The 17,625-nt window shown below is 39.0% G+C and carries 9 protein-coding genes; all 9 read left to right on the forward strand.

The features are described 5' to 3' along the window. The first annotated feature begins 18 nt into the window (after nt 1-18). The 9 genes from ACNC7R_RS02715 to ACNC7R_RS02755 all read left to right on the forward strand — a co-directional run bounded on the left by ACNC7R_RS02715 (nt 19) and on the right by ACNC7R_RS02755 (nt 17,552). A complete protein-coding gene (locus ACNC7R_RS02715) occupies nt 19-1,593 on the forward strand; it encodes a glycoside hydrolase family 28 protein (RefSeq protein WP_417939480.1) in 1,575 nt (524 codons plus the stop codon). A 226-nt stretch (nt 1,594-1,819) separates the two neighbouring features. After that, complete coding sequence (locus tag ACNC7R_RS02720) at nt 1,820-2,737, forward strand: glycoside hydrolase family 43 protein (RefSeq protein WP_417939481.1); 918 nt, start codon at nt 1,820-1,822, stop codon at nt 2,735-2,737. Between the two features lie 68 nt (nt 2,738-2,805). Continuing rightward, the gene (locus ACNC7R_RS02725) at nt 2,806-4,680 is read left to right on the forward strand and encodes a six-hairpin glycosidase (protein ID WP_417939482.1); all 1,875 of its coding nucleotides are present in this window, start codon (nt 2,806-2,808) and stop codon (nt 4,678-4,680) included. 317 nt (nt 4,681-4,997) lie between these two features. Beyond that, nucleotides 4,998-7,655 (forward strand): glycoside hydrolase family 78 protein, encoded by a 2,658-nt coding sequence (locus ACNC7R_RS02730; RefSeq protein WP_417939483.1) that lies wholly within the window; start codon nt 4,998-5,000, stop codon nt 7,653-7,655. Nucleotides 7,656-7,663: 8 nt separating this feature from the next. Next, nucleotides 7,664-9,091: an acetylxylan esterase gene (locus ACNC7R_RS02735; protein WP_417939484.1), complete on the forward strand. Its 1,428-nt coding sequence runs from the start codon at nt 7,664-7,666 to the stop codon at nt 9,089-9,091. A 195-nt stretch (nt 9,092-9,286) separates the two neighbouring features. Continuing rightward, nucleotides 9,287-11,752, forward strand: a complete 2,466-nt coding sequence (locus ACNC7R_RS02740) for a glycosyl hydrolase family 95 catalytic domain-containing protein (protein WP_417939485.1) — start codon at nt 9,287-9,289, stop codon at nt 11,750-11,752. Between the two features lie 343 nt (nt 11,753-12,095). Continuing rightward, nucleotides 12,096-13,664, forward strand: coding sequence for an MGH1-like glycoside hydrolase domain-containing protein (locus tag ACNC7R_RS02745; RefSeq protein WP_417939486.1), 1,569 nt, complete (start codon nt 12,096-12,098; stop codon nt 13,662-13,664). A 16-nt stretch (nt 13,665-13,680) separates the two neighbouring features. After that, entirely contained in the window at nt 13,681-14,796 is a 1,116-nt protein-coding gene (locus tag ACNC7R_RS02750; RefSeq protein ID WP_417939487.1) for an FRG domain-containing protein, read from the forward strand. Beyond that, the gene (locus tag ACNC7R_RS02755; RefSeq protein ID WP_417939488.1) at nt 14,793-17,552 is read left to right on the forward strand and encodes a glycoside hydrolase family 78 protein; all 2,760 of its coding nucleotides are present in this window, start codon (nt 14,793-14,795) and stop codon (nt 17,550-17,552) included. The genes ACNC7R_RS02750 and ACNC7R_RS02755 overlap by 4 nt, the downstream gene beginning before the upstream one ends. Nucleotides 17,553-17,625 lie beyond the last annotated feature (73 nt).

The raw sequence follows: 17,625 nt of genomic DNA on the forward strand, positions 1-17,625 counted from the left end.
GTGCTAAAATAACACACTATGAAAATCAAAAATATCATAATACTACTCTTCTTCATCACAGGACTAAACACCGCTTTCGCAAATGACGGCTGGCTGAATATCCTAAACGAAGGCGGAAACAACAAAGGCATAAAATGCACCGAAGCCATTCAAAACGCTATCGAAAAAGCATCTAAAAATGGAGGCGGAACCATCTTTTTTCCAGCCGGAGAATATTTAACAGGCGCTTTAAAACTAAAAAGCAACATCACCATCTATTTGGATTCAGGTGCACTTTTAAAATTTTCAGAGAATTTCGATGACTACCTTCCGTACGTAGAAATGCGTTATGAAGGAATAGTGATGCAGTCTTTCTCGCCATTGTTCTATGCCAAAGATGTCGAAAACATCACCATCACAGGTAGAGGCGTAATAGACGGACAAGGTAAAGCGTGGTGGAATGAAGTGTACCGAATCGAAACCGCCAAAGGTCCAATTCCGGAAACCAAATACCAAAAAATGTGGACCGAGCAAAACAAAGGAATCGTATACGAGCCTTACTATAAAAGAACGATTGACAAACACTTTTTCAGACCTTCTTTTTTTCAGGCTTACAATTGCAAAAACATTTTAATCGAAGGCGTAACCTTCAAAAATTCACCTTTCTGGACGATAAATCCTGAATTCTGTGATAACGTAACCGTAACCGGAATCTCTATTTTTAATCCGCATTCGCCAAACACAGACGGAATAAACCCTTCGTCCTGTACCAACGTTCACATTTCGAATTGCCACATCAGCGTGGGCGACGACTGTATCACTATCAAATCAGGGCGCGATGCAGACGGTCGTAAATACGGAAAAGCAACCGAAAACGTAACCATCACCAACTGTACCATGTTAAGCGGTCACGGAGGTGTCGTTATCGGAAGCGAAATGTCAGGCGGAATCAAAAAAATAACGATTTCAAATTGCGTTTTCGACGGAACCGATCGTGGAATCCGCATCAAAGCCGCTCGTGGTCGTGGAGGAGTTGTAGAAGACATTCGCGTCGATAACATCGTAATGAAAAACATCAAGGAAGAAGCCATAATTCTGGATCTTTTCTACGACAAAGACAATCCTGTAGAGCCCGTTACAGAGCGCACGCCGATTTTCAGAAACATCCACATCAGCAACGTTACGGGCGGAAACGTCAACAAAGCCGGATTCGTTCGCGGAATCGTTGAAATGCCAATCCAGAACATCACGTTCTCGAACATCAATATGGACGGCAAGGAAGGTTTCACGATAAATACGGCGACCGACGTAGAATTTCACGATGTAAAAGTCAATGCAACAGTGGGGTCTTCTTTCAAAATCAGTGATTCAAAAAACCTGATTTTGGACAATGTAGGTTCTTCAACGCCGATTAAAGGAATCCCGGTTATCAAAATCGACAATGCTTCGAATATGATGATCAACAACAATTTTCCGTTCAACGCCACCGATATTTTCATCGAAGCCAATGGAAAAGACACCCAAAATATCTTCCTTAAAAATAACGTGTTCAACAATGTGACTACAGTTGTGAAAAAAGGAAAAGACCTGAATAAAAAAGCAATCTTAGAATAATGCACGGATCTCCTGCAAGGTCTTTTTTGATCTTGTATGTATTCACAGAGTTCTGTGTTTTTATAAAAAGTGAAACGCCTTTTTAGACAAACAAAATCTATGTTTCTGTGTGTTAAAAAATGATACAATATATCAATTTTGGATAATTAAAATTTGCGCAATTTGTGGTAAAAAAATATGGAACATCTACAAGGTTTTCAAAACCTTGCAGGAGAAAAACACAACAATGAAAAAAATATTCGTCATATTAACATTTTCACTTTTCGCTGTCAGCTATTCCCAAAAAAAGAAAGAAATTTTTCTTTTCACTTCTTTTCGTGAACCTGCTACGGAAGGTTTGTATCTGGCTTACAGCGAAGACGGCTACAACTGGAAAGGCCTTCAAGGATCATTCCTAAAACCTGAAATTGGAGCCAGCAAAATAATGCGTGATCCCTCCATCACAAAAGGCGCAGACGGAACTTATCACATGGTTTGGACAACCGACTGGAAAGGCGGAAACGGTTTTGGATACGCCAGTTCAAAAGATTTAATTCATTGGTCGGAACAACAATACATTCCGGTAATGAAACACGAACCCGAAGTCGTAAACGTGTGGGCGCCCGAAATCTTTTACGATGATGTCAAAAAAGAATACATTATCATCTGGGCATCCACAATCCCATTCCGATTCGAAAAAGGAGTAGAAGACGAGAAAAACAACCACCGAATGTATTACGTAACAACTAAAGATTTCAAAACCTTTTCGGATGCCAAATTATACTATGATCCAGGCTTTAGCGTCATCGATTGTGTGATTGTCAAAAAAGGGAAGAAAGATTATGTTCTGGTGCTGAAAGACAACACCAGACCCATGCGAAACATAGAAGTAGCTTTTGGAAAATCGCCTTTAGGCCCATTCGAAAAAAGATCAAAGCCTTTGACCGAATATTTATCAGAAGGGCCAACGGTTGTAAAAGTGGGTAAAAACTGGTTGCTGTATTATGATAATTACGGATCTAAAAATTACAAAGCCTTATGCACATCAGATTTTGTGAAGTTTGAAGATGTTTCCTCCAAAATAAAATTGCCAGAAGGACACAAACACGGAACCATTACAACAATTTCCGAAGAACTTCTAAAAGGATTAATTGAAAAGAAATAATTTATCTTCAACAGATCTAACAGGTTTTCAAAACCTGTTAGGTCTCAGGAGTTATCAAAATAAAAACAATGATTGCACTTAAAAACATAAAAACCAATATCGTAACAGCAACAAGCCTTTTGTTGAGCTGTGTCGCAGTTAATTCGGTGCAAGCCCAACAAGACACGATACGATATACAGGCAAAACACTTTCCAATATCGATTACCACCACGGGCAATTGAGTCCGGCGGTTGGCGTTCACGCTACGCAGATTATGCGTGCCAGCAGAGAACATCCGGAAAAAGCAGATGGTTTTGGCTGGACGTACAATCACCAGTCCATGATGGCGTATTGGAACAATACCTTTTACCTGCATTATTTGAGCGACCCATCCGGAGAACACATTCCGCCGAGTCAGACTTTTATAATGACCTCCAAAGATGGGGTGAACTGGACAAAACCAGCCGTTCTTTTTCCAATTTATCATGTTCCAGATGGATTCAAAAAAGAGGGAGTAGAAGGCGTTGCCAAAAACATCGATGCCATTATGCACCAGCGAATGGGATTCTATGTTTCATCCGACAACAGATTACTGGCAACCGGTTATTATGGAGTTGCCTTAGACAAAAAAGACGACCCGAATGACGGAAAAGGAATTGGTCGTGTAGTTCGTGAAATCTACAAAGACGGAACCTATGGTCCCATTTATTTTATCCGATACAACAAAACCGGAAATCCATTGCCAACAACCTTTCCATTTTATACTAAAAGCAAAGACAAGAAATTCATCAAAGCTTGTAACGAATTATTATCCAAACCATTGTTAATGCAACAATGGGTAGAAGAAGCCGATCGTGATGACGAATTGATTCCATTAAAAAAACAATACAAAGCTTTCAATTATTACCATTTGCCAAACGGAAACATAGTCGGTTTATGGAAATTTGCTTTGACATCCCTAAGTAAAGATGAAGGTAAAACCTGGGAATATACTCCGGTAAGAGCACCAGGATTTGTGAACAGCAATGCTAAAATATGGGGACAAAAAACCTCGGATAACCGTTATGCAACCGTTTATAACCCTTCGGAATACCGTTGGCCATTGGCAATTTCCACCAGTGATGACGGATTGAATTATAAAGATTTATTCTTGGTTCACGGCGAAGTAAGTCCGATGCGTTACGGAGGAAACTACAAATCTGCCGGACCCCAATACGTTCGCGGAATCCTTGAAGGAAACGGAACTCCGCCAGACGGAAAACTTTGGGTAAGTTACAGCCTCAACAAAGAAGATATTTGGGTGGCATCTGTACCCGTTCCCGTAACCAGCGAAGTCAAAGAAAACGCCAACGATGTTTTCAATGATTTGCCAAACGGTGAAGAATTAAAATGGTGGAATACCTACGATTTAGCATGGGCTTCCACAAAGATTGAGAAGAAAACAGACGGCAAAAAATGGCTAACCTTAAGAGACCAGGATTTTTTTGACTATTCCCGTGCCGAGCGTGTGATTCCGTTTGCACAAAAAATGGAAGCAACTTTCATCGTAAAACCAGAACAAAATAACCACGGATTATTGCAGGTGGAATTTCAAAACAAACAAGGTTTGCCTGCAATTCGAATAGTTTTTGATAAAGATGGCGAAATAAAAGTGAAACACGGAGCACGTCACGGCGGAATTGGAAAATACGAAGCCGGAAAAGACTATACGATTACAGTTAAACTGGATGTAACTTCCCGTTCGTACACTATCAAAGTGAATGACGGCAAAGAAACCAACAAAATATTCTACGCTCCGGTCGATGGTATTTCACGTATTATGTTCCGCACAGGCGATCAGCGTTACACACCAAATGCCGACACAGAACCAGATACACCGGATTTCACCGATTTACCGGATACAGGAAAATTAATTCCCGAAGCGGTTTTTAATATTGAGTCGGTAGTTACAAAGAAATTGTAATAGTAAGGATTAAGACTAATAGGTTTTACACAATATTGTCATCCGACGGCGGAGGAATCTCCGTAAGAAGCTCAACAGTGCGGAATAGCAAGCGGAGATTCCTCGTTCCTCGGAATGACAAAAAGAGGCTTTGGCATGGTAATAAACTGTTTGAATACTTTTAAAAAAAAAATAAAAAAATAAAATCTGCTCAATCTGCAAAATCTGCGAGCAAAAAAATAAATATGAAGTATATAAAAAACATATTTTTTTTAATTTGTCTTCTAATATCATTCATTTCGAATGGACAAATTTCTGCTGTGCATTTGAGATGTGAAATGACAGAAAATCCATTGGCAGTAAATACTAACCAGCCAAGATTAAGCTGGCAGTTGGTTTCAAAAGAATTTTATGCCTCACAAATAGGTTATCAGATTTTGGTTTCCTCTTCGGAAGAAAATCTAAAAAAAGACAACGGAGATATCTGGAACAGCGGAAGAGTAAATTCAGAGAAAAATCTTCAAATTACTTACAGTGGAACTCCCCTAAAAAGCGAAACCAAATATTTTTGGAAAGTCAAAGTGTGGAATCAAAAAGGCAAGGCATCCAATTGGAGTAAAACAGCTTCGTTTAGAATGTCACCTTTAGCATCAGATTTGAATCCAGTCTGGATTGGTGCGATTACCAAAGCCGACAGTCATTTACCGGAAGGAAGAAATTACCACACCGCCACTTTCAACAAAGAGAAAAAAGCCTCATTAATCAATGCTTCCGATTCGTTGTCACGCAGAAGTATTATGTTGCGTAAGCCTTTCGAAGTAAAAAAAGAAATAAAAGAAGCCGTGGTTTACATTTCAGGTTTGGGACATTATGAATTAACCATCAACGGAAAGAAAATCGGCAACAGCGAGTTTGCTCCTTTATGGACAGATTACGACAAAACGGTCAATTTCAACACTTATGAATTATCCGCTGAAGAACTAAAAAAAGGCGAAAATGTAATTGGAGTACTTTTAGGAAACGGAATGTACAATACTTTGGCTGAAAGATATTCGAAGTTTTACTTGAGTTTTGGCCCGCCGACTTTGTTTTTCAAAATGAAAATCACCTACAAAGACGGTTCAGAGGAAATCGTTAAATCCGATGGAAGTTGGAAATACAGCAAAAGCCCGATTACCTACAACAGTATTTTTGGAGGAGAAGATTACAATGCTAATTTAGAACAAAAAGGCTGGAACGGTAGAGGTTTCAACGATATAAATTGGAAAAAAGTAGTTACTCAGGAAGCACCAAAAGGCATTTTAAGACCTCAGACGACGACACCAGTTACTGTTCAAAAGCGATACGAAGTTAAGGAAGCCAAAGAGCTGAAGCCTAACTTTTATATTTTTAATATGGGACAGAATCTATCCGGATTTACGACCATAAAAGTAAAAGGAAAAAAAGGACAGACCGTTCGTGTCTGGGTAGGCGAAAGCCTCAATGAAGACGGAACTGTGAGTCAGGGAAGAACAGGAAAACCCTATTATTACGACTATATGCTTAAAGGTGAGGGGGTTGAAGAGTGGCAGCCGAAATTTAGTTATTATGGTTTTCAATACGTTCAGATAGAGAACATCAATTACAAAGAAACCAAGAATGACAACCTGCCGACATTAGTAGATTTGAAATCGAATTTCATTTATAATTCGGCTGGTGAAGCGGGAACCTTTGAATGTTCCAATGACATTTTCAATAAAACCCATTTGTTGATCAATAACGCCATAAAGAGTAATTTTCAAAGCATTTTCACCGATTGTCCGCAACGTGAAAAATTAGGCTGGATAGAAGAAATTCATTTGAACGGTCCAGGCTTGATGTTCAATTACAATCTGGAAAGTTTTATTCCGGCAACAATGCAAAACATTTCGGATTCGCAACGAGATAATGGTTTAATACCGACGATCGTTCCTGAATATGTAGTTTTTGGAGGTGATTTCACCGATTCTCCAGAATGGGGCGTGACGGGCGTAATTTTGCCCTGGATGTATTACGAATATTATGGCGATGCTTCGTTGATCGAAAAATATTATCCTGTGATGAAAAAATATGTAGATTATTTAGCAACCAAAGCCAATAATCATATTGTCTCGCACGGATTGGGAGATTGGTACGATTACGGAACGCATCCGGCGGGTTATTCTAAAAACAGCCCGATTGCACTTTCGGCCACTTCTCATTATTTTTACGGAGCGAGTTTATTGGCAAAAGCTTCCAAATTATTAAACAAAACAGAAGACATTGCAAAGTATGAAAAGTTGACGTTGGATATCAAGAACGCTTTCAACAAAGAATTTTTCAATCCCGAAACCAAACAATACGGAACCAGCAGTCAGTTTAGCAACGCCGTTCCGGTTTTTATGGATATTGTAGAACCGCATTACAAACAGGCAGTCATGCAGAATTTAGTAGCCGACATTAAAGCCAAAGGCGACCGACTGACAACTGGCGATGTCGGAAACCGCTACTTGTTTCAGGCATTGGCACAAAACGGTGAAAATGAATTGATGTACAAAATGAACAATCATTATGATGCACCGGGGTATGGTTTTCAGATAAAATTTGGACTAACAACTCTCACCGAGCAATGGGATCCGCGCAAAGGAAATTCTTGGAATCATTTTATGATGGGGCAAATCGAAGAATGGTTTTATCAAAGCCTTGCCGGAATTGTTCCCGATGCTGAAAATCCTGGATTCAAACATTTCTTCATTCGACCGGAAGTTGTGGGCGATATGACTTTCGCCCAAGCAGAATACCAGTCGATTTACGGAAAAATTGCTTCGGCATGGGAAAAGAAAGGCGGAAAATTTATCCTCAAAGTGGAAATTCCTGCGAATACATCAGCCACTATAAAACTGCCGGTTGCTGCAGCTAAGGAAATAAAAGTTAATGGAAAACCGGTTAACAATTTAAAATTAGGCTCTGGAAAATATACAATAGAATCCAAAATATAAGATTTAAAATGACAACAATTAAAAAAATATTATTCACTTTTCTGATTTCAGTATTCGGACTGGTACTTGCAAATGCACAATGCACATCAGACACCAATTTTAGAAAGCCAGTTTCGGAAACACTTCAAAAAATAGGAAGCATTTTTAATGTGACCATAAATGATGACCGTGGACTATTGAAAGGCAAAGAACTCGATTATGCCGATTGGCGTATTGAGCCGGGAAACCTTTCAATTTCGCTAACCAATATTCTGGCGCCGTTTGAGCTCATGTATTTCAAACAGCCAGACGAAAGTTACATCATTCGTAAATATGAAAATCATAAAGTTTCTGTTGATAAAGGAAAAGAGAGATTGAATTATCTGACCACTTTGTATTCCAATACCACTGACTGGGAAAAACGAAAAAAGGAGTTAAAAGCATGTATGATTACGTCATTTGGTTTAGACAAGGCGCCCCCAACACCAAAGTCTAAACCACTTTTAACCCCAAAAAGAATTTACAAAGATTACAGCGTTGAGAACATTGCACTTGAAATTCTTCCGGGAGTTTACACAACAGGATCGATTTACAAACCGTATCCGTTAAACAAAAAATCAGCAATTATCTTGACGCCCGACGGGCATTTCGGCGATGGTAGATATAGAAAAGACGAGCAGTACCGTTGTGCCATAATGGCCAAAATGGGTGCTATTGTCGTAAGTTACGATTTATTTGCCTGGGGCGAATCCTTATTGCAATTTCCAGAAGAAACGCACCGAAACAGCATCGCCTCAACCGTTCAGGTCCTGAGCGGTATCCGATTATTGGATTATTTGGCCACCATAAAAAATGCCGATGTTTCGCGGGTTGGCGTTACCGGCGGTTCCGGCGGAGGTTCGCACACGATGTTTTTGGCAGCTTTAGACGATCGAATCACGGTTTCGGCTCCCGTGGTGATGGTTTCCTCGCATTTTTCGGGCGGTTGTCCGTGCGAGAGCGGTCGCGGAATCCATCTTTGTGGCAACGGAACCAACAATGCCGAAATCTCTGCAATGATGGCGCCAAAACCACAGTTGATTGTGTCCGACGGAAAAGACTGGACGCTCGCAGTTCCCGAATTGGAATTCCCTTTTATTCAAAGAACTTACGAGTTGTACGGCAAGAAAGATTTGGTAGAAAATGCTCATTTTGCGAAAGAAGGTCACGATTTTGGCGTTTCAAAACGTATGGCGCTGTACCCGTTTATGGCGAAATATTTAGGTCTGGATCTGAACAAAGTGAAGAACGAAAAAGGCGAAATCGACGAATCGACTTGTGTGATTGAGGCTTACGACAAGTTATATGTTTTTGGCAACAAAGCCGAAAATTTGCCTAAAAATGCCTTGAAAGACATCAACAAATTATATGAAATGTTCGGAGAAAAAAATCTGAAGGTTTACGAGGTTAAGAAGTAAAAAAGAATAGCCACGAATTTCACAAATTAGCACGAATTGATTTTTGTTATCCTGCAAGGTCTTTTTTGACCTTGTAGGTATTCGGTTAAAAGAAACATACCTACAAGGTTTTGGAAACCTTGCAGGAATTCCTGAAATTTTCAACACAAACGAATTCGTGTTAATTCGTGCAATTCGTGTCCAAAAATATAAAATATGAATTTAAGAAGTAAAATTACAGTCCTCTGTTTCGGGATTGTTTCACTAGCCACAACAGCGCAAAACAAAACCGAACTAAAATTGTGGTATGACAAACCCGCAACCATCTGGAACGAAGCTTTGCCTTTGGGTAACGGCCGTTTGGGCGCAATGGTTTTTGGCGATCCTGCTGTGGAGCGTTTGCAGTTGAACGAAGAAACCATTTGGGCAGGTTCGCCAAACAGCAACGCACACACCAAGTCAATTGAGGCGTTGCCAAAAGTAAGACAATTAGTTTTCGAAGGAAAATTTGACGAAGCACAGGATTTGGCGACCCGAGATATTATGTCGCAAACCAATGACGGAATGCCGTACCAGACTTTTGGAAGCGTTTATATTTCGTTTCCGGGACATCAAAAATACACCAATTATTACCGCGATTTGGATATCGAAAACGCTACGGCAAAAGTAAAATACACCGTAAATGGAGTAGAATTTACCAGAGAAATACTGACCTCGTTTTCGGATCAGGTGATTGTCGTGAAATTGTCAGCGAGTCAGCCGGGGCAGATTACGGCGAATGTTTTTATGAATAGCCCGATTGACAAAACCGTTCCGTCGACTGAAGGAAACCAAATTATCCTTTCGGGAGTTGGAACCAATTTCGAAAACGTAAAAGGAAAAGTAAAATTTCAGGGCAGACTGGAAGCCAAAAATAAAGGCGGAGAAGTTTCGGCCAGCAACGGAATCCTTAGTATCAATAAAGCCGATGAGGTAACGCTTTATATTTCGATAGCAACCAATTTCAAAAACTATCAGGACATTACCGAAGACGAAGTGGCGAAAAGCAAATCGTTTTTGGCACAAGCGATTTCAAAAGATTTTGAAACTATCAAAAATGCACACGTTGCCTATTATCAAAAATTCTTCAACAGAGTGGCATTGGATTTAGGTTCAAACGATGCCATCAAAAAACCAACGAACGAAAGAATTCGTGATTTCAAGACGCAATTCGATCCGCAATTGGCAAGTTTGTATTTTCAGTTTGGACGCTATTTATTGATTTCAAGTTCACAGCCAGGCGGTCAGCCAGCTAATTTGCAGGGAATCTGGAACGATATGGTAATGCCGCCCTGGGATTCTAAATACACAACCAACATTAATGCCGAAATGAATTACTGGCCGGCAGAAGTAACAAACCTTACCGAAATGCACGAGCCTTTTATCCAAATGGCAAAAGAGTTGAGCGTTACGGGAGCGGTAACAGCAAAGACAATGTACAATGCCAACGGCTGGGTCTTGCATCATAACACTGATATTTGGCGCGTAACCGCTCCGGTAGATTCAGCCGCGTCTGGAATGTGGATGACTGGAGGTGCCTGGGTTTCGCAGGATTTGTGGGAACGCTATTTGTACACAGGCGATCTCAATTATTTAAAAGAAATTTATCCTGTAATCAAAGGAGCAGCGGATTTCTTTTTGGATTTTATGATTACCGATCCAAACACAGGATATTTGGTGGTGGTGCCGTCAAGTTCTCCTGAAAACACACACGCTGGAGGAACCGGAAAATCGACTATTGCTTCGGGAACTACGATGGACAATCAGTTGGTTTTTGATTTGTTTTCGAATGTGATTAAAGCTTCGAATCTGGTGGCTCCTGATGAAAACTACACTAAAAAATTAAGTGAAGCATTGGCAAAAATGCCACCGATGAAAATCGGTAAACACAATCAGTTGCAGGAATGGCAGGACGATTGGGACAACCCGAAAGATAATCACCGACACGTTTCGCATTTGTACGGCTTGTTTCCGAGTAATCAGATTTCGCCAATCAAAACACCGGAATTATTTGAAGGAGCCAAACAATCGCTGATTTACAGAACCGACGAATCAACAGGCTGGTCAATGGGCTGGAAAGTGAATTTATGGGCCAGATTATTAGACGGAAATCACGCTTATAAACTGATTCAGGATCAATTGCATTTAGTAACCGCTGACCAAAGAAAAGGGGGCGGAACCTACCCCAATATGCTTGATGCTCACCAACCGTTTCAGATTGACGGTAACTTCGGCTGTACTGCCGGAATAGCCGAAATGCTGATGCAGAGTCAGGAAGATGCGATTCATTTATTGCCGGCGTTGCCAACGGTCTGGAAAGTCGGAAGCATCAAAGGTTTGGTAACTCGTGGCGGATTTGTAATTGATATGACCTGGAAAAACAATAAAGTTTCGACTTTGAAAGTGTACTCAAAATTAGGAGGAAACTGCCGATTGAAATTGGAAAACACTTTGAAAGCAGACAAAGGAATTGCATTTAAAAAAGCAAAAGGTAAAAATCCGAATCCGTTGTTTTATGAGGTGGAAGTGAAGAAGCCGATTATTTCTAAAGAAGCGAAATTGCCTAAAGTGCAATTGCCAAAGTACAATGAATATGATGTGGTGATGAAAGCGGGGCAGACTTATAGTTTTTCTGCGAATTAGTCATTGCGAGGAACGAAGCAATCACATTTGCTTTATCCGTTCCAATGATTTACTGAGTTTGCTTAGGATAGTGAGATTGCTTCGTTCCTCGCAATGACAAAACGTGATTGTTAGTCCGCGTGAGTGATGGCAGTGGAGCTCTTTTTGTGAGAGGCTTTTTCGCCGAACAAAAAAAAGCGGGAACGTACAGCACGACCCGAAGTTGCGAGGAGGAACGACGAAGCAATCTGAAGGGACACGCCCCAAAAATTAAATTATTAAACCATATAAGGGATATAATAAAATGTAAGTTTAGCTTTAATGAACTTATATGACTTATATGGTGAACTAAAAATAGATTAAAATGGTTACAAATTTTAAATACAAAATAATTGCTTTTGTTATTCTGATTTCGGCTTTGAACAGCGGTTGTAAATCGGGTGCGGGGCAATCTAAAAAAGGAACTTCTGTTGTTTTGAAAGCGGATAATTTTAAGCATTATGTGGATTATTTCAATACGATGGAGGACGAGAATTTGAAATTTGCGATTCCGAATGACAGCGCTTGGACGTGGATGGAAAAGAATGTTCCGTTGTTTGAATGTCCACAGCAGAATTTTGAGGAGATTTATTATTATCGTTGGTGGACGGCTCGAAAACACATCAAGAAAACGCCACTAGGTTTCGCAATTACAGAGTTTTTAGTAGATCGTTCGTATGCCGATAAATACAATTTGATTGCCTGTGCAGTTGGGCATCACATCAATGAATTCCGCTGGGTGCATGATCCGCAGTACATTGAGCAGGATGTGAAAATTTGGTACCGAGGCAATGAAGGAAAACCGATGAACAAATTGTATAAATTCAGTAGTTGGACGGCTGATGCGTTGTACAATCGTTATTTGGTGAATAAGGATGAAAAATTCTTGTTGGATATGTACCCGGATATGGTGACGGATTATGCGGTTTGGGAAAAAGACCGTCAGCGCAAAGATGGTTTGTTTTGGCAACACGATGTAAAAGACGGAATGGAAGAATCGTTGAGTGGTGGGCGAAAAGTACAAAATGCAAGACCGACGATTAACAGTTATATGTTTGGAAATGCCGTAGCGATTTCGAAAATGGCATCGATGAAAGGCGACAAAGAAGTGGAGGCTAAATTTAAAGCCAAAGCCGAGGTTTTGCAACAATTAGTGGAAACAAAATTATGGAATACGAAAAGTGAATTTTTTGAAACGTTTACCGAAAAAGATACGCTGGCACAAGTAAGAGAAGCGATTGGATTTATTCCGTGGTATTTTAATCTGCCACAAAAAGACAAAGGTTTCGAAAAAGCCTGGGAACAGATTAAGGATGAAAAAGGGTTTTCGGCACCTTTTGGTTTGACAACAGCAGAGCGCAGAAGTCCGCGTTTTAGAACCCACGGAACCGGAACCTGCGAATGGGATGGTGCGATTTGGCCTTTCGCAAGTTCACAGACTTTGACGGCTTTGGCGAATGTTTTGAATAATTACAATCAGACTTTCGTTGCCAAAACCGATTATTTCAAACAAATGGATTTGTATGTGCAGTCGCAATATTACCGTGGAAAGCCATACATTGGAGAATATCTGGACGAAAAGACAGGCTATTGGCTGATGGGCGACAAAGAAAGAAGCCGTTATTACAATCATTCGACTTTTAACGATTTGATGATTACGGGATTAGTTGGTTTACGCCCAAGAGCGGATGAAAAAATTGAGGTGAATCCGTTGATTCCACAGGATAAATGGGATTGGTTTTGTCTGGACAATGTGTTGTATCACGGAAATATTATCACGATTCTTTGGGATAAAACAGGAGAGAAATATGGTAAAGGAAAAGGGTTTAGGATTTATAAAAACGGAAAAGAAATTGGGTTTTCAGAAAAATTGGAGAAATTAGTGTCCGAATAAAAATAATGAGATATTTATGCAACTACCTGTTTACAAGACATTACAAGAAAAAAAAGAACATTTTCAAATAATTCAGATTAATACAATTGACGAATTTAATTTGTTTTTTAATTCTCATAGAGAATCTAAAGGGATTTATAGAGGAATAAGTAGTGCTACGTATAAAATATATACTTCTTTACAAAGACAAAATATTTTAAACAATGTAGATAATTTTAGTATAAGTAATTATATCTCAAGAGTTAGAAGAGAGCCGTTAATAAAAAAATATTTTGAACTTTTTAAAATCGCTCCTTCAAAATTATCTTTTTGGAGTTATTTGCAACATTATGGAGCACCTACTCCTTATATCGATTTTACATTAGATATAAAAAAAGCATTATATTTTGCAATTGAAGATTTTGATATAGCTAAATATGAATGTAAAAATGATGAATTGCTCGATAGATTTAGTTTGTTCTATTTAGATAAAACTAATTTAGATTTAATCAGTATTGATAAAGTTTTTGAAAGTTTTAAAAAATATAAACAATTATCAACTGAAATGTTTGAGTCCTACAGTGAGGAAGGTGATGATTATGATTATGATTCTTTGATTGAGCATTTTGATAAGATGTTTGATATAAATATTTTAGAAGTTTTTTTAATTGAACATAATGAGAATTTTCTTGATATTTATAATACTTATAACAATATCCGTATAGTTGCTCAAGATGGACTTTTTATAAATAATAGTTATGATTTACTTCCTCTTGAAGAAGCGTTAAAGAAATTTTTTATAATAGCTACTCAATATCAACATTCCCCTTGGGATGAGTTAGATACTCCGCAAGCTAGAGAAATTAATGATGAATATCAGGAGAATTTAGAAAAAAATAGAGAGTTTCAAAAAAGACTTGATAAAAATATAATGGTTAGTTATGATATTAAAAAAGAGCTAATACCTCAAATAAAAGAACTAATTAATATTGATAAAAAAGATATTTATCCAAATCAATCAGAATTAGTTTGGAAAATATACAAGGAAGTTGAAAATAAATCTATTAATGTCACCATATCGACAAATAGTAAAAGTTTATTTTCTTTAATCCAAGAGAAGCTTTTAAATCTGTGGCAAAAAATAAAATTATGAAAAAATCATTTCTACATACCTTAATCCTCATTGCATCACTCTGTTTTTCTTTGGCGCAAGCCCAAAACAAAATCAGTGTTACCAATCTGCAATGTGAAATGCTGAACAATCCGGAAGGAATTGATGTCGTTCAGCCTCGTTTGAGCTGGCAGATAAAGTCGGATGTGAATGATGTAAAACAAATGGCCTATCAAATTACGGTCGCTTCGACTTTGGAAAACCTGAATGCGAACAAAGCCGATTTATGGGATAGCGGAAAAGTAACAAGCAACGAATCGGTTAATATTATCTACAACGGAAAAAAGTTGGGAGACCGACAAAATGCGTTTTGGAAAGTAACCGTTTTTACCAATAAAGGTGAAATCAAATCGGCTACAATGGCCCATTTCAGTATTGGGATTTTAACGTATGCCGACTGGAAATCGACACGCTGGATTGGCTATGAAAAATTGTCGAAAGACGATAGTGTTTCCCAGTATTCGAGATTATCCGCGCGTTATTTGCGAAAAGAAATCAATCTGAAAAAACAAGTCAAATCCGCCAAGGTATATATTATGGGAATGGGCTTGTATGAGCTGTACATTAACGGAAATAAAATTGGCGATCAGGTTTTGGCACCCGTTCCGACGGATTACACCAAAAACGTAAAATACAATGTTTTTGATGTGACTTCGCAACTGAAAGAAGGCAAAAATATGTTGGGAACGATTTTAGGAAACGGACGTTTTTTTGCGATGCGTCAAGATTACAAGCCGTATAAAATCAAATCTTTTGGTTTCCCGAAAATGGCTTTGCAATTGTTTGTCGAATATACCGATGGAACTAAAGACATCATCCGAACAGACGACAGTTGGAAATTAACTACCGACGGACCAATTTTGTCGAACAACGAATATGACGGCGAAGAATACGATGCCCGCAAGGAAATGAAAGGTTGGGCTACGACCAATTTTGATGATAAATCTTGGATAAATGCCAGATACGTGCAGGAACCGGGCGGTTTTTATGAAGCGCAAATGACGCCGAATATGAAAATAATGGGCGAGGTAAAACCAATTTCGATCAAAGCGACTGCCAAAGGAACATATATTTTGGATATGGGTCAGAATATGGTAGGCTGGTTGCAACTGAAAGTAAAAGGCAAAAGCGGTGACCAGATCACGATGAAGTTTGCCGAATCTTTACAAGGGGATGGTTCGCTGTATATTGCCAATTTGCGTGATGCAAAAACTACGGATGTTTATACTTTAAAAGGTGAAGGCGAAGAAATCTGGGAACCTCGTTTTACATTTCATGGTTTTCGATTTGTAGAAATTTCGGGTTTTCCGACCAAACCTACTTTGGATAATTTCGTTGGGAAAGTGGTCTATGACGATATCAAAACGACCGGAACTTTCGAATCTTCGAATGCGACGATGAACCAGATTTTCAAAAATGCGTGGTGGGGAATCAGCGGAAATTACAAAGGAATGCCAATTGACTGTCCACAGCGCAACGAGCGTCAGCCTTGGTTGGGAGATAGAACAACGGGTGCTTATGGCGAAAGTTTTTTATTCGACAACCAGACTTTGTATGCCAAATGGCTTGATGATATTAAATACTCCCAAACCCAGGATGGAGGATTGCCAGATGTGGCACCGGCATTTTGGCGTTATTATGGTGATAATGTGACCTGGCCAGGGACGTATATTACTGTGGGCGATATGCTGTACCAACAATTTGGGGATAAAGAAGTGATTAAAAAACAATACCCGTCTATGAAAAAATGGATGGTGTATATGGAAGAAAATTATCTGAAAGATGATTTAATGGACAAGGACAAATACGGCGATTGGTGTGTTCCGCCGGAATCATTGGAATTGATTCGTTCCAAAGATCCAGCGCGTTTAACCGATGGACAATTGCTGTCGAGTGCGTTTTATTATCAGCTTTTGGGCATAATGAAAAAGTTTGCTAAAATCGCAAATGCAGAATCTGATATTACTCATTATGATGATTTGACAGCAAGAATCAAAAAAGCATTCAACGCCAAATTTTTAAATACGGAGAAAAACTACTACGCCAATAATACGGTAACAGCAAACGTATTGCCTTTGGCTTTTGGTCTGGTTCCTGAAAACCTAATCGATAAGGTTTTTCAAAATATGGTTCATGAAGTGGAGGTAACTAAAAACGGTCATATTAGCACAGGAGTTATCGGAACACAATTTTTGATGCGTACGTTGACGAATTTCGGAAGAGGCGATTTGGCTTTCAAATTAGCCTCAAATAAAACGTATCCAAGCTGGGGTTTTATGGTCGAAAACGGTGCCACAACGATTTGGGAATTATGGAACGGAAATACTGCAGACCCATCAATGAATTCACAAAATCACGTAATGCTTTTGGGTGATTTACTAATCTGGTACTACGAAAATATGGCAGGCATCAAGAGTAATCCTGAAACTCCGGGTTTCAAACAAATCATTATGAAACCGGATTTCAATGCGGGATTGACGTATGTAAATGCATCTTACGAATCGATTTACGGATTAATTAAAAGTGATTGGAAGAAAACCAAAAAAACTTTAGAATGGAAAATTACCATTCCCGCCAATTCATCGGCTGTGGTATATTTGCCAACAACGAATGGTACTTCGGTAACGGTAAACAAGCAAAAACTGTCTCAATTTTCTTCTTCTTATAAAACAGAAAACAACAACATAGTCGTGACTTTAGAATCGGGTTGTTATACAGTAAATCTAAAGCTTCAATAGCATAATTCGGGACAGTACAGGATGCTTATCTGATTATTTAGTGTTATTTTTACACTTAATAAATTTTTGCATT

The organism is Flavobacterium adiutor (assembly GCF_048282555.1).
Taxonomy (GTDB): domain Bacteria; phylum Bacteroidota; class Bacteroidia; order Flavobacteriales; family Flavobacteriaceae; genus Flavobacterium.